We start from the raw sequence: 15,461 nt of genomic DNA on the forward strand, positions 1-15,461 counted from the left end.
TGTCCCCCGTGATGCCGATCCTGCAACCCCTGTTCCCTGGCGCGCTGGCGGCGCACGGCGACGGCCTGCAGTGCGCTGCGGTGCCGCCGCCTGGCGCCTTGCACCTGGCCGCGCTGCTGGGCACGCCCGGCGGCCTGAGCGATGTGCTGCACCGCCAGGCGCGGCACCGGGGCGCGGGCCTGCACGACCTGCGGGCCGTGGCCTCCGTGTGGACACTGGATTACCTGGACCGGCTGCTGCCACCGATGGTGGCTGCGGCCAGCGTGCTGCAGCACGCCTTCCCGGCCGGCGCACAGAACATCTGGCTGCGGCTGGATGCGCACGGCACCGTGCAGAGCTTTCACATCGTCGCCGCGGGCACCCCCATGCGGGGCACTGCCACGGCCGAGCGCTATGCGGCCCTGCTCTGGCAACACCTGGCGCCGCTGTTTGCCCGGCTGACCGAACTGACGCGGGTGGCCCCGAAGATCCTCTGGGGCAACACGGCGCGGCGCCTGGACCTCATCCTGGCGCAGGCCGTGGCACAGGTGGGCCCCGGCACGCCCGTGGCGGCCGACCGCGACTTCCTGCTGGAGCGCGCGCACTGGCCCGAGGGCAGCAATCCGATGCACGGTCCGCAGCGCGAGGTGCCGCGCGGCGAGGCGGCCGCCCCGCTGCGGCTGCACCGGCAATGCTGCCTGTACTACCTGCTGCCCGGTGAAAGCCATTGCGGCGCGTGCCCGCTGGCGCCGCAGCACCGCAGGGCGGCCGAGGCGCCGAGCGCCTGACCATGCGCGGCGCCACAGCCCACCACCACCGTCCGAGCCCGGGCATGGACGAAGGCGTGCCGCCGGTGCGACAGCGCCGTAGTGAACAGATGGCAGCGCCGTTCGTCTTCCCGACAGGGGTCGCGGGAACGGCTGCATCCAAGGATGCGCCGCGCCCGGGCAACGGCGCGCCGGCACACCCCGATCGCCGCCATCGGTTCATCCACTCTTGACTGGACTCACTTCGCTCATGCCCAAGGCAAAACTCGCATATGTCCTCTCCCTGCGCAACGCGGCGGCCGACCAGGCCGGCCGGCACGTGGCGTACAAAGGGGGCCAGCGCTACATGAAGTCTCCGCTGGAATCCCTGGCCGAGGCACTGGACCAGACGCCGCTGGGCGATGCCTATTCCCTGGAAGGCATCGTGTTCGACGACGATCCGCAATCCCCGCGAGACCAGGCCGCACTGCAGGACTACGGCTTCTCCTGCGACCCCGCGCGGCCCTGGATCTTTCCCCACGGCCTGCGCACGCAGGGCCGGCCGCTCAAGGACCTGATGCATTCGGTGCCCTCCACTTACCGCCGGCTGCCGCGCGATTCGGCGCAGCGGGTGCCGGGCAAGCAGGCGTTCGAGCGCCAGTTGCGCGAGCAGCTGGATGCGCTGCAGGCCGACATCGTGGTGCTCGACGGCCTGCTGGTGATCCTGGACGACCTGGCGCGGCCGGGCAATCCGTACTGGCGCCGCATCGCCAATATCCACCCGGGCATCACGCGGCCCGGCTCCCCATACCAGCGCCGCGGCGCCTACGCCACGCTCGATGCGCTGCACGGCGCGCGGGGGGAGAAGGTCATCGACTGGACCACGCGCGCCACCGTGCCCGTGCCGCCCGTGTCGATGACGGGCGCCTCCTTCCACTACGTGGACCAGGGCATCGACTCAGGCGAGGTGATCTTCGACGTGCTCGCCACGCCCATCGCCCCGGACGACACCATCTTGGAAATGCGCTGGAACAACTTCCAGCAAAGCCTGTTTCCCGCGCTGCACCAGGGGCTGGCGCTGCTGGCCGAAACACCCTCCCTCACCACACAGGAGTTGACATCCCATGCCTGCCATTCATGACCTCATCGGGATCGGCTTCGGCCCGTCCAACGTTGCCCTGGCCATCGCGCTGGAGGAAAAGCGCCATGCCAGCCGGCCCCTGGACGCCCTGTTCATCGAACGGCAGCCGGCCTTCGCCTGGCACCCGCACATGCTGCTGGACCAGTCGCACATGCAGATCTCGTTCCTGAAGGACCTGGCCACGCTGCGCAACCCCACCAGCCGGTTCACTTTCATCAATTACCTGCATGAGAAAGGCCGCCTGCCGGACTTCATCAACCTCAAGAGCTTCTACCCGAGCCGCCGCGAATTCAACGACTATCTGAGCTGGGCGGCAGAGCAATTCGAGGACCACTGCATCTATGGCGAGGACGTCTTCGAAGTGCTGCCCGAGCGGCAGCACACCGGTGGCGCCGCGTCGCACGCGCCGCAGGCGGCGCCCGTCTCCCACCTGCGCGTGCGCTCGCGCGACCGGGCGGGCACGGTGACCGAACGGCTGGCGCGCAACCTGGTGGTGGGCGTGGGCGGCACGGCCAACATTCCCCCCGCCTTCCAGCCCTTCAGAGCCGACCCGCGCGTCTTCCACTCCAGCACCTACCTGCAGGGCATGGCATCGCATGGTGCGGCGCGCAAGATCGCGGTGGTGGGCGCGGGGCAGAGCGCGGCAGAGATCTTCATGGACCTGCAGGGCCGGCCCGGCGCGCCGCAGGTGGATCTGATCATGCGCGCCCGATCGATCCGGCCCTCGGACGACAGCCCGTTCGTGAACGAGATCTTCAACGTGGAGTTCACCGACTACATGTACAGCCGGCCGCCGTCGGAACGCTCGGCGCTGCTGGAGGAGTTCTGGCACACCAACTATGCGGTGGCCGACATGGAACTGATCCAGCAGATCTTCAAGCTCTTCTACGAACAGAAGGTCGCAGGCGGCGAGCGGCTGCGCTTTCTGCGGCGCCAGGAGGTCGGCGCGGTGCGGGCCGATGCGGCGGGCATCCACCTGTCGCTGGCGGACCAGGACAGCGGCCAGCAGAGCACCGTGCGCTACGACGCCGTGGTGCTGGCCACGGGCTATGCGCGGGCGCAGCACAAGGACCTGCTCCAGCCCCTGGCGCCCTACCTGGGCGACCTGCAGGTCGATCGACACTACCGCGTGCAAACCCCGCCGGACTTCCAGCCGGCCATCTACCTGCAAGGGGCCTGCGAAAGCTCGCACGGCTTGAGCGACACGCTGCTGTCGGTCACGTCGGTGCGCACTGGGGAGATCGGCAACGCCCTGCTGGCCGCCACACCGGCCGCCGCGGCACGTTCCCGCGGGGCGATGGAGCCGACCCCCGCCTGAACCGGCGCGCAGGCCGAAGGCCCAGGAAGGATGAGGCGGGGAGCCCAACCATCGCCAGATCGGCCGCTCTGTGGGACCCGCCCCCGACCCGGGGATCAGGTGCCACGGCGCCCTGCACGAGCCACGCCGTCCAGTGGCCATGAAGCGGAGCAATGCAACCCCTTCATGCCCCAGGCCGCGGCGCCGGCTCCACTGCTATCGCTCAGACTCCAACGCGAAATTCCACCGATCCGTCTTTTCTACCCCTTCAGAGTCAGGGTCCTCACCCGCCAGGGCCCATACGGGGAAAAGCAGTCCTGCGATCAGGAGGGCCAGAATTCGTTTCATCAATGACTCCTTGGTTGATGGACGGGTAGTGCCTTCAAGTGGCGTTGCGCTTCGCTTTGCGACCTTCCAGACTTCCGCATTTTGCAGCCTTCAGATCGCCTGACAAAGGCTCAGTCGACCCCATGCTATGATTCAAATGCGAACTATTCGCATTGAACCCAGGCCATCGCATTCTGCAGCGCCTTCCGTGCACCGGCGGCGCGAACGGATCGGCAGCCCGCCGCGTGGCGGTGCCTGGGGTCCGATCATTGGCATTTGCGGGAAACGGCCTCATGCGCGATCTGATCCATGAACTGGTGACCCACTACGGGGACTTGCGCCGGCACCTGACGTACGAGCTCAGGGACCCGCACTATGCGGCCGACATCGCGCAATCGAGCTTCGAGCGGGTGTATGCCCAGGCCGTGGCCGCCAAGGGATCAGCGGCGCGCGAATCGGCAGCGCCGTCTTCGCTGTCCACCGTCGAATCGCCCCGCGCCCTGCTCTTCAGGGTGGCACGCAACCTGTGCATCGACGACTACCGCAAGCGCAAGGTCGCCCAGGACTGGGCCAGCCAGCACGCGGGCGACGAGCGCCACGGGGCGGTGCCATCGTCCGAGTACTTCGCCGCGCAGCGCCAGGTGCTGCGCCGGCTGGTGGACGCGATCGAGCGGCTGCCGCCCCGGCGCCGCGAGGTCTTCCTGCTGTTCAGGGCCTATGGCCACACGCGCACCGAAATCGCCGAGCGCCTGGGCATCACCGAAATGGCGGTGGCCAAGCACATGGTGCGCGCCACGGTCGATTGCTCGCGCGTGTTCGCCGAACTGCGCGCGAGCCTGATCGAACACCAGAGCCCATCCGGCCGCGCGGGCTTCGAGGCCACCCTGGCCGAAGATTTTTCCTGAGCCCCGCATGTCCCTGACCGCCGCGCCGCGCGAGCGCCTGATCGAGCACGCCATCGCACTCATCGTGCAGGCCGATGTCGCGCCCGAGCCGGCCGCGCAGGACGCGCGCGCCACGCTGGCCCAGTGGCGCCAGCGCTCGGGCGAGCACGAGGCCGCGGCGCAGGAGGCGCGCCGGCGTTGGGAGGCGATCGGCAGCGCCTCGACCGAACTGCGTGCGCATTTCAGCGACCCGGCCGCGGGCACTGCGTCGCCCAATGCCCGGCGCATGCCGCGGCGCCTGCTGCTGTCCGCCGCCGCGTTGGTGGGCACCGGGCTGCTGGCCGGACGCGGCGTGCAGTGGCTCTGGCAGCAGCCGGTGTTCACTGCCGCCTACGCCACACGCACTGCGCAGGTACTGAAGGTGTCGCTGGCCGACGGGCAGGACGGCGCCCCGGGCAGCCGGCTGGACCTGTCGCCCCGGAGCGCGATCGACGTGGCGCTGTACCGGCAGCACCGCAGCGTGCGGATGGCCCAGGGCGAGATCCGCTTCGAAGTGGCCCGCGATGTGGACCGCCCGTTCGTGGTGCTGGCCCGTGGCGCGCGCATCGAGGTGGTGGGCACCGTGTTCACGGTGCGCGACCGGGGTGGCCCCGTCACCGTGGGAGTGGAGCGCGGGCACGTGCGCGTGCAGCCGCTGACGGCCCCTTCGGGCAACGACCCGATTGCAGAAAGCGAAGCGATCGACCTGCACCCCGGGCAGTTGCTCGCCCTCCAGGACGGCCGGGCCGAGCCGGTGCGCCCCGTGGACCCGGCCCAGCTGTCGGCCTGGCGGGAAGGCTGGCTGGTGTTCAGGAACGAACCGGTGCGCGATGCACTGGCGACGGTCAACGCCTATCGAGCCCAGCCGATCACGCTGGCCGACGAAAGCGTGGGCGATCTGCGCCTGTCCAGCCGGTTCCGCGCGGGCGATTCCGCGGCCTTGCTGGCCGCGCTCCCCACGATCCTGCCCCTGACCGTGCATGTCCAGGCGGACGGCGGCGTCGAACTGCGCGCCCGCTGACACCCTGGGGCAGCGCCCCGACAAAGAAACCGGACGCGGGCTGTCTCCGTTCTGCCCGCTCGAACGTCATGGGAACAAAGCACAAGCCACGCCCGACTGCGGGCCAGTGCGCCTGGACCGCGATGGACCGCTGCCTTGTCGTTCGATTTACCTGGAGTTTCAGAAAGCCATGCATTCCTTTCCCCGTCAGTCCCTCCTGGGTGCGGCGCTCGCCGCCGCGTTCGGAACCCTTCTCGCCGGCTGGAGCCCTGCGGCCCTGGCCCAGGCACCGCAAGCCGTGGCACCGCAGGCCTTCGACGTGAAGGTGCCCGCCCAGCCGCTGGCCAGCGCGCTGGCCGAGCTGTCACGCCAGACCGGGGTGCCGGTGTTCGCGTCCGGCGACCTGGTGGGCGGGGCCGAGTCCCGCCCGGTCTCGGGCCGCCTGACGGTGGAGCAGGCCCTGCAGTCCATGCTGGCCGGCAGCGCGCTGGAAGCCGGCAGCGCCGCCGGCGGGGGCTACACCATTCGCCGCGCCAGCCGGCAGGCCGCCAGCGGCACCTTGTCCACCGTGGTGGTGAAGGCGGGCGCCGACACCGAGCGTCCCGACGGCCCGGTGAACGGCTACGTGGCCCAGCGCAGCAGAACCGCCACGAAGACGGACACCGCCCTGCTGGAGACGCCCCAGTCCATCTCGGTGATCGGGCGCACCGAGATGGATGCGCGCGGTTCGCTGGAGCTGATGGACATCGTGGCCCAGACGCCTGGCGTCTCGGTGGCAACGTACGGGCCGGACAACCGCGGCTGGGAATACATTTCGCTGCGCGGCTTTCCGGGCAACACCAGCAGCTACCGTGACGGGCTGCCGCAGACGCAGTTCGGCGTGGTCTACCGCATGACCGAGCCGTACGGGCTGGAGCGCGTGGAAGTGCTGCGCGGCCCCTCTTCGGTGCTCTTCGGCCAGGGAGATGCCGGCGGCGTCATCAACCGCGTGAGCAAGACCCCCAGCGCCGACGCCACGCGCGAGATCGAGGTGCAGTACGGCAGCTTCGACCGCAAGCAACTGGCCTTCGATGTGGGTGGCGCCCTGAGCGAAGGCAGTGACCTGAGCTTCCGCCTGGTGGGCGTGGGCCTGGACAGCAACGACCAGGACCGCTACCCGAACGGCGACCGCATCAACCGCACACACCTGTACCTCGCGCCGTCGCTGCGCTGGCAGCCGAGCGCCGCCACCTCGTTCACGCTGCTGGGCGAATTCCTCAAGGACAAATCGGGCGAAGACCCGTACTACGCCAATTTCTTCGGGCCCGACGGCACTCTGCGGCACGTGAAATACGGGGACCCGTCCTTCAGCCGCTTCCAGCAGGACCAGTCTTCACTGGGCTACCAGTTCGAGCATGCATTGAACAACGGCTGGACGGTGCGCCAGAACGCCCGGTACACCGACATCGCCCTGGAGCGCAACGCGCTGTGGGCGGATACGGTGCTGGCGGACGGGCACACCATTTCCCGCAGCACGCGCTCCTGGGACGACGGGCTCAAGCAAGGCTCCCTGGACACGCAGTTGCAGGGCTCGGTGCGCACGGGCGCGGCGCAGCACACGCTGCTCTTCGGCCTGGACTGGAACCACCTCGAAGGCACGGCACTGCGCTTTCGGGGCGTCGGCCCCAACCTGGACCTGCTCAATCCCGTGTACGGCATGGCCGTGCCGACACCACGCACACCCATGGCCGATTTCACGCAGAAGATGGACCAGATCGGCCTGTACGCACAGGACCAGATCCGCTTCGGCGACCGCTGGGTGGCCACGCTGGGCGGGCGCCAGGACCATGTGAAGACCACCACCGACAACCGTCTGAGCGCCCAGCGCACCACGCAGAGCGACGATGCCTTCAGCGGCCGCATCGGGTTGAACTACCTGCTGGGCGGCGGCTGGTCGCCCTATGCCAGCTATGCCGAATCGTTCCTGCCCACCAGTGGCGTGGACATCAACAACAACCCGTTCAAGCCGAGCCGGGGCAAGCAGGTGGAGGTGGGGATCAAGTACCAGCCCGAGGGCGGCAAGACCCTGTTCACCGCAGCGCTGTTCGACCTGCGCAAGACCAACGTGGTCACCTACGACAGCATCACGTCGGACGCCCGGCAGATCGGCAAGCAGCGCTCGCGCGGGCTGGAGCTGGAGGCCAAGACCGAGCTGATGCGCGGGCTCAGCGCCACCGCATCGTTCACGGTGCTGAATCTCAAGGTGCTGGAGAGCGCCGACACGAGCGAGTTGGGCAAGATCCCGGCCACGATCCCCAAGCAGACCGCATCGCTCTGGCTGGATTACGCGATCGGCGGCGGCTTCGGCGTGGGCGCGGGCGTGAACTACGTGGGCGAGCGACAGAACGACGAGGCGAACACCACGGCCGAGGGCGGGTTCACCTTGCTCAATGCCGCGCTGCGTTACGACCAGGGCCCCTGGCGCTTCGCACTGAACGCGACGAATCTGCTGGACCGCAAGTACAACACCATCTGCTACCACCGCGAGTGCTACATGGGGCGTGAGCGCACGCTGACGGCCACCGCCAAGTACCGCTGGTAAATCCCGGCGGCATGCAGCCGCCCCCCTGGCCTTGGGGAGCGGCGCCGTGTTTCAGACCCGCCGCGTTGGCGTTTGCATCGCGGGCCCGGTGGCCCGCATCGCCTGGCGGCAGGCCCGCAGCAGATCGCCGTGCTGGATGATCTGACGGTGGCTCGCACCGATCGATGCGCCCGTGCGCAGGCGTCCACCCAGCTGGTCCGCCAGTGCCGTCACCTCCTGCGGGGGCCGGTCCTCGCGCCACCAGACATCGGGCACTGCCTGAAGCTCTGGCAGTGGAGGCAGCTTCATGATCGCGGCATCGAGCCGACGATAGGCCATGAATTTCTCCACCATGCCCCCCTGGCCCGGATCGATGCCCAACTGCGCCACCAGCGCATTGGCAGCCTGTGTGGTGTGGTGCACCGAGTCCACGCAGGCCATGTCCGCCGTGCCGAGCACCTGCAGCACCTGGTCGATGGCGCCGGCATCCACCCAGTCCGCCAGGAAGGTGCGGGCCTCTTCGCGCCAGTCGTAAGGAACGATGCCGCCGTGCATCACGAAGCTATCCACCATGCCGAGGAACGCCACTTCGCGCCCTTCGGCTTCGAGCAGGTGTGCCATGTAGACCGCTTCGGTCGCGCCCAGCGACCAGCCAAGCAGCGCCACCGGCCCCTGCGGACAGACGTTGCGCACCAGATCCACGTGGTAGGCGGCCAGCGCCTCGATGGCGTCGATGCGCGACAGGTCGGTGCAGCACAGGCCATATACCGGGCGGTCCTTGCCCAGTTCGTCCGCCAGGGGCTGGTAGTCCAGCACGTTCCGCAACGCCGGCGCGATGCAGAACAGCGGCATCGCCGAGGTGTTCGCCCCTGCCGCCAGGCGCTGGATGGGCCGCAGCGGAGCGCTCGCGCCCGGGGCTTCTTGCAGCAACTGCGCGATGGTCTGCTTTTGCATCAGGTCCTGCAGCGAAAAGGCGTGCTCCGCCGCCAGGCTCTGGTTCATGCGGGCGAGCAGCTTCAGCGCCACGATGGAGTCGCCCCCGATTTCGAAGAAGTTGTCATGGCGCCCCACGCGCTCCAGCCCCAGCACCTGCCCCCAGATCTGCGCCAGCGCCTGCTCCACCTCCCCCCGCGGCGCCTCGTACTCCCGCGCCCTCAGGCCTTCTTGCTCCCCCGCCCCCTCCATCCCCATCTGCCCCAGCGCCTTGCGGTCCACCTTGCCGTTGCCGTTCAGCGGCAACCCCTCGGCCACCACCACCACCGCCCCCGGCACCATGTACTCCGGCAGCCCCTGCCCCAGCCTCCTCCTCAGCGCCCCCAGCTCGATCGCCTGCCCCGCCTGCGGCGACACGTACGCCACCAGCCTCGCACCGCTGTCGCGCTCCTGCACCAGCACCACCGCCTCCCTCACCTCGGGCTGCGCCAGCAACTGCGCCTCGATCTCCCCCAACTCGATCCGGAACCCCCGGATCTTCACCTGATGGTCGATGCGCCCCAGGTATTCCAGCTCCCCGCCCGCGCTCCAGCGCACCCGGTCCCCCGTGCGGTACAGCCGCTGTCCCCCCTCCGCAGCGATGAAGCGCTGCGCGGTGAGCGCCGCCTGCCCCAGGTACCCCCGCGCCAGCCCCTCGCCCGCCACGTACAGCTCGCCCGGCAGTCCGATGGGCACGGGCTGCAGCGAGCTGTCCAGCACGCGCAGCCCCAGGTCCGGGATGGCCACGCCCACGGGGCTGCGCGCCGCAGCCAGGTCGGCCCGCGTCACGGGCCGGTAGGTGACGTGCACGGTGGTCTCGGTGATCCCGTACATGTTGATGAGCCTCGGCCGGGCATCGCCCCAGTGCTCGATCCATTTCCTGAGCCGCTGCGGCTCCAGGGCCTCGCCCCCGAAGATGACCCAGCGCAGCGCCAGCCCACTCTCGTAGGCCTCTTGCTGCTCCATGAGCTGACCGAAGGCCGAGGGGGTCTGGTTGAGCACGGTGACCTGCTGCTCGCGCAGCAGCTGCACGAAGTCCTGCGGCGAGCGGCTGACCCAGTACGGCACGATGACCAGCCGCCCCCCGGTGCACAGGGCCCCGAAGATCTCCCACACGGAGAAGTCGAAGGCGTAGGAGTGAAACAGCGTCCAGGTGTCCTCGGGCCCGAAGTGGAACCACGGCTGGGTGGCATCCAGCAGCCGCGTGGCGTTGCGGTGGCTCAGCTGCGCCCCCTTGGGCCGCCCGGTGGAGCCGGAGGTGTAGATGACGTAGGCCAGCCCCTCGGGGTGCACGGCGATGCCGGGGTTACCCCCAGCCTCGCCCTGCCAATCCAGGGTGTCCAGCTCCACGGTGGGCAGGCCTTCGGCCCAGGCGAGCGATCCGCGCAAGGCGCTGTGGGTGAGCACCAGGGCCACGGCGCTGTCCTGCGCCATGTAGGCCAGGCGATCGGCTGGGTACTGCGGGTCCAGGGGCACGTAGGCCCCCCCGGCCTTGAGGATGGCGAGCATGCCAACGACCGTCTCCAGACCCCGCTCCAGCGCCAGGCCCACCCGGACCTCGGGGCCCACGCCGCGACCGATGAGGTGGTGCGCCAGTTGGTTGGCCTGGCGGTTGAGCTCTCCGTAGCTCAGCTGCCGATCGCCCAGCACCAGGGCAACGGCATCCGGCCGCGCCCGCGCATGGCGCTCTATCCGCGCGTGCAGGGAACCCTCCCCCACCGGCTCAGCCACCCTCCCTCGCTCTCCCCAACCCTGCAGCCGCTCTCTCTCACGGACATCCAACAGGTCCAGCTCTCCCAGCAGCCCATCGGGATGGTCCGCCAGGGCCTCCAGTACCCGCATAAAGCCTGCACGCAGCCGCTGTGCCGTGTCCGGGCCGAACAGGTCGGTGTTGTATTCGAGCCGGGCATGGATCTGACCGGCATCCAGAACCGCGTTGAGCGACAGGTCCACCTTGGCGCCGGCCGGGCCGGCATCGATGAACTCCGCGCGCGCTCCGTGCAAGTCCAGCACCAGCGAAGGGTCGGCCACCTGCCAGCTGAACATCACCTGGAACAGCGGGTTGCGTCCGCCTTCCCGGGCCGCTTTGCGGCTGGCCAGCAAGGCTTCGAGTGGCAGATCGGCATGCTCCAGCGCGGCCAGGGCATCGGCCCGGACCTGGCGACAAATCTGGCGCAGCGTCTGCTGCGGCGACAGCCGGGCGCGGAAAACCTGCGTGTTGACGAAAAAGCCCAGCAGATCGCGGAGCGATTCGCGGTGCCGCCCGGCATTGGGCACGCCCACCCCGAAATCGGTCTGCCCGCTGTAGCGGCACAGCAGCATCTGCCAGGCGGCCAACAACACCATGAAGGGGGTGCAACGCTCGGCGCGGCACAGCCTCAGGAGGCGCTCGCACAGCGCCGGTTCCAGCGTGAAGTTCAGCGATTCGCCGCGAAAGCTCTGCCCCTCCGACCGGATCCCATCCAGGGGCAGTTCCAGCGCCGGAACGTGCGGGCCCAGATGGGCGTTCCAGTGGTCCAGCTGGCGCGCAAAACCGCCGCTGTCCAGCTGTGCCCGCTGCCAGACGGCGAAGTCCCCATACTGCAGGCGCAGCGCTGGCAGGTGCACCGGGCCCGGGCTTCGCAGGGCTTGCCCATAGGCCATTCCCAAGTCGCGCGCAAGGATGGGATTGGAGGCCGCGTCCGTCACGATGTGGTGCAGGCAGACACCGAGCAGATGCCGTTGATCGCCCAGTTTCACGAGGCGCGCCACCAGCGCGGGCGCACGACCCAATTCGAAAACATGCGATGCCAGTCCACTGACCAGCTCGGCCACGACGGCGTCGGCCGGCTCGGCCGCACGGTCGGCCGCATCAATGCACTCGAGTTGGAACGGCACCTGCGGCCGCACCGTCTGCCAAGGCACGCCGTCCCGTTCGATGAAGGCCGTGCGCAGGATCGCATGCCTGGCCAGCACGGCCTGGAAGGCGCGCTCCAGGGCGTCGGCATCGAGCGGGCCGTCGATTTTCAGCACCCGGGGCAGGTTGTACGCCGTCATGCCGGGCACGAGGCACTGGAGAAACCACAGTTGCTCCTGCGCGTACGACAGGGGAATGTCGTCGCCCGCGCGAGTGCACGGAACGATGTCGCCATCCTCCACGTCCTGCAAAGGCAGGATGCGAAGCGCCTGCGGGACGGCGGCGCGGGACGGGGCAGCGGTTGCGATGGAATCCATGGTGTCTTCGGTTTTCAGGCGGTGGGGACTCATGCGTGAACCGTCGCGGGTGCTTCGGCCCCTTCGCCGCGGCGCGGCTCGGCCTGCGGGGCCGCGGCAACTGCCGCGCGCTGCGCCTGGGCCCGCTGCTCCAGCTGAGCGGCCTGGTCGCCTTCGCCCTGCCGCAGTGCCGCCGCCAGCGCCGAGATGCTGGGGTGGTCGAACACCAGGCCCGGTGCCACCTCCAGCTGCAGCAGCTTGCGGATGCGCGCCACCAGCTTGATCACGAGCAGCGAATGCGCACCCAGGTCGAAGAAATCGTCGTCCACGCCGATGGCATCTCTTTGCAAAAGCTGGGCCATGGCGTCGGCCAGCAAATGCTCCAGGGCATCGCGCGGCGGCCGGGACGGGGTGCCGCCGCCTCCACTGGCGGCCAGGGCCTCCAGCGCAACCCGATCGATCTTGCCGTTGGGAAGCCGGGGAAACTGGGCCAGGACCACGCAGCGCGCGGGAACCATGGCCGAAGGCAAGCGGGCGGCCACATGGTCCCGCAAGGCGGCCGCCATGGCCAGCGCCGCAGGGCCGCTGGCCACGGCGCATGCCACCAGTTCCGGCGCACCGCCATCGCCCGGCCGCGCGAACACCGTGGCCTGTGCCACGTTCGGGTGCGACAGCAACGCGGCCTCCACCTCGGCGGGCTCAACGCGAAAGCCCCGGATCTTGATCTGGTGGTCGGCACGCCCCGCCAGCCGGATGCCACCGCCGGGCAGTCGCCAGGCCAGGTCGCCGGTGCGGTACAGGCGCTCGCCCGGATTGAAGGGGTCGTCGATGAACGCGTCGCTGCCCGCCTCGCGGTGCAGGTAACCGCGGCACAGCTGCGCGCCCCCGATGAAGAGCATTCCCCGCCCCCCCTGCGGAACCATCTGCAGGTGTTCGTCGAGCACATGGACGCGGTTGTTGGCCAGCACGCGGGTGAGCGGCAAGGTGCCTCCACCTGGCGTAGCGCCGGATCCATGGGCATGCACCATCACGCCCACGGTGGCCTCGGTCGGGCCGTAGTGGTTGTAGATGCGGCAGTGTGGTGCCAGGCGCGCGATGCGCTCCAGCAGGGCGCTGGGCGTGGCCTCTCCGCCGAGCACCAACGTGCGCGGCAGCACCGGCGCTTCGTGCTCGAGCAGCGCTTCCAGGTGCGACGGGACCATCTTGATCGCATCGATCTGGCGCTGCGCCATGAAGGCCGCGAACGCCTGCGCATCTTCGACCTCGTTTTGCTCGGCAATGACCAGGCAGGCGCCGTTGAACAGCGCTCCGAACAAAGCGGTGTTGCCCAGGTCCGCCACCACCGAGCTGGTCAGCGCCCAGCGCCGGCACCGCCCCAGGTCCATCGCCTGAGTGGCACTGGCCACGTAATTGAGCAACTGCGCTTGCCCGATCACCACGCCTTTGGGCTGCCCGGTCGATCCGGAGGTGTAGAGCACGTAGGCGAGATCGGCCATTTGCGGCGCGCGTTGCCAACCTGTTTCGGAGGGCACCGCGCTTTGCAGATCGGTCAGATGGATGTCGCGCCAGGATGATGGGACTGGCGTGGGCGACTCCACACCCAACTCCGTTGCGCGAAGGACGTACGCTGGCCGGGCATGCGCCAGCACGGCTTCGCGACGCGCGGCCGGCCACTCGGGCTCCAGGGGCAGGTAACCCGCACCCACGCGCCAAGCCGCGAGCATGGCGACCACCAGATCGAGCGACCGGGGCAGCTCGATGGCGAGCACTCCGCCCGCAGTCAGCCCGTGGACGTGCAGGGCTTGCGCCATGCGGTCCACGCGTGATTGAAGCTCACGGTAGTTCAGGCGCTCCGCACCCGCCTCGATGGCTGGGGCATCCGGCGTCAGTGTGGCCCAGCGTGCGATGTGCTCGCCCACCGTGAGCGGCCCGGCATCCAGCAACGCATCGTTCAGCGACATCAGAAGCGCGCGCTCCTGCGAACCTACCAGGGGAAGGCGGGCCACCGGCCTTTGGGGTTGTGCCACCGCCGCGGCGAGCAGCGTGGTGAATTGCATCAGCAGTGCCTGAGCGGCAGCCTCGCTGCAGCGGCCTTCCGCGGCGTGGATTGCCAGCGAGCCAGGCACCCCGGCGGACCATTGCGCATCCAGCACCAATTCGAAGCAAGGCAAGGGCGCAGGCAAGGCCTCGACCTGCCAGACAGTGCCCTCCACCGCATGCCGGGCGGGCGCGTGGCGGGCCAGGAATCCCCAGCGCGCAAGCCCTGGCAGCGCAGGTGCGTCGATGGGGCAGAACTCCTGGGCCTGCGCATGCGCATCGAGCGTCGCACTCAACCGGCGGAGCCAATCCCCAAACCCTTCGGTGGGGGCAATGTCCACCACCACTGGCAACACCTTGCTGAACGAGCCCACGCTGCCTTGCATGACGTCGTAGTCGTCCCGGCAATCGTTCTGCCATCCGACCACGAACCGGCGCTCCTCAGCCAACCGCGAGAGCAGCAGCCACCACACGGCCTGCAGCAGCGCGTGCACCTGTGTTCCTGCCGAATCGGCCGCAGCTTGGACCTGGGCCGCGAGCACCGGTTCGACCGCCTGCGCATGCCGCAGCGCCAGGCGCCTCCCTGACGCGGCCGCTGGGCCATCCATCAAGGCATCCAGACGCGGCGGTGGCAAGGCATCGCTGCCTTCCACGTGATTGCGCCAATAGGTTTGCCCCTGCCGGGCATCGTCGCCCTCCTGCAGGTCCTGCCGCCATTCCACGAACTGAGCATATTGGAAGGGCTCGTCACCCCCGTGCGGGGAGTCGCCACCATAGGCACGCACGACCTGATCGAGCAACGCCACCAGGCTGCCCTGGTCCGCGGCCAGCGCGTTCGCGGCGATCACGAGCCTGTGTTGCGCGTGCGCCGTCCGCGCCAGTCCCACGCGCAGCACCGCCGCACGCGACGGGTCCAGCGGAAGGGCGGACACCCCTTGCCACCAGTCTTCCAGGGCGGTGACGGATGCAGGCGCGGCGCTCTCGGCGGCCGGCGCGCGCAGGTCACCGGCGTGCCAGTCCAGCGCAGGCAGCGATTCCAATGGCTGCTGCCGCAGCCCGCGATACCCCGGCACGGCCCGCAGTGCCGTGGACAGGGCGCCGTGCGAACGCAGGGCAGACTCCACGGCGGCGCGCAGCCGCTGCGGATCCAGGGGGCCTTCGATGCAGGTCCGGATCTCCAGGGTCAGCGACGCTGCTCCAGGGTCCTCGTCAGCCATCGACAGCATGGCTCGCTGCTCAGGGCTGAGCGTGAAGGTGGTTTCAGCGAGATCAGTGAGGGTGGACATC

At 69.4% G+C, this 15,461-nt stretch carries 8 protein-coding genes; 6 read left to right on the forward strand and 2 right to left on the reverse strand.

Annotated features, from left to right (window positions below):
• Positions 1-11 precede the first annotated feature (11 nt).
• The 6 genes from fhuF to AVME950_RS06470 all read left to right on the forward strand — a co-directional run bounded on the left by fhuF (position 12) and on the right by AVME950_RS06470 (position 7,994).
• A complete protein-coding gene (fhuF, locus tag AVME950_RS06445; RefSeq protein WP_284429171.1) occupies positions 12-767 on the forward strand; it encodes a siderophore-iron reductase FhuF in 756 nt (251 codons plus the stop codon).
• A 229-nt stretch (positions 768-996) separates the two neighbouring features.
• Positions 997-1,866 (forward strand): formyltransferase family protein, encoded by an 870-nt coding sequence (locus tag AVME950_RS06450; RefSeq protein WP_284429172.1) that lies wholly within the window; start codon positions 997-999, stop codon positions 1,864-1,866.
• Positions 1,850-3,184: a lysine N(6)-hydroxylase/L-ornithine N(5)-oxygenase family protein gene (locus tag AVME950_RS06455; protein WP_284429173.1), complete on the forward strand. Its 1,335-nt coding sequence runs from the start codon at positions 1,850-1,852 to the stop codon at positions 3,182-3,184. Before AVME950_RS06450 ends, AVME950_RS06455 begins: the two co-directional genes overlap by 17 nt.
• Positions 3,185-3,783: 599 nt before the next feature.
• On the forward strand, positions 3,784-4,395 hold the full coding sequence (locus AVME950_RS06460) for an RNA polymerase sigma factor (protein ID WP_284429174.1): 612 nt from the start codon (positions 3,784-3,786) through the stop codon (positions 4,393-4,395).
• A 7-nt stretch (positions 4,396-4,402) separates the two neighbouring features.
• The gene (locus AVME950_RS06465) at positions 4,403-5,434 is read left to right on the forward strand and encodes a FecR family protein (RefSeq protein WP_284429175.1); all 1,032 of its coding nucleotides are present in this window, start codon (positions 4,403-4,405) and stop codon (positions 5,432-5,434) included.
• A 169-nt stretch (positions 5,435-5,603) separates the two neighbouring features.
• On the forward strand, positions 5,604-7,994 hold the full coding sequence (locus AVME950_RS06470; RefSeq protein WP_284429176.1) for a TonB-dependent siderophore receptor: 2,391 nt from the start codon (positions 5,604-5,606) through the stop codon (positions 7,992-7,994).
• A gap of 51 nt (positions 7,995-8,045) precedes the next feature.
• On the opposite strand, the gene AVME950_RS06475 is transcribed toward AVME950_RS06470, so the two are convergent.
• Entirely contained in the window at positions 8,046-12,158 is a 4,113-nt protein-coding gene (locus tag AVME950_RS06475) for a non-ribosomal peptide synthetase (protein ID WP_284429177.1), read from the reverse strand.
• Between the two features lie 29 nt (positions 12,159-12,187).
• Complete coding sequence (locus AVME950_RS06480) at positions 12,188-15,460, reverse strand: non-ribosomal peptide synthetase (RefSeq protein ID WP_284429178.1); 3,273 nt, start codon at positions 15,458-15,460, stop codon at positions 12,188-12,190.
• Between the last annotated feature and the right edge of the window lies 1 nt (position 15,461).

It is taken from the genome of Acidovorax sp. SUPP950 (genome assembly GCF_030158935.1).
Classification (GTDB): domain Bacteria; phylum Pseudomonadota; class Gammaproteobacteria; order Burkholderiales; family Burkholderiaceae_C; genus Paracidovorax.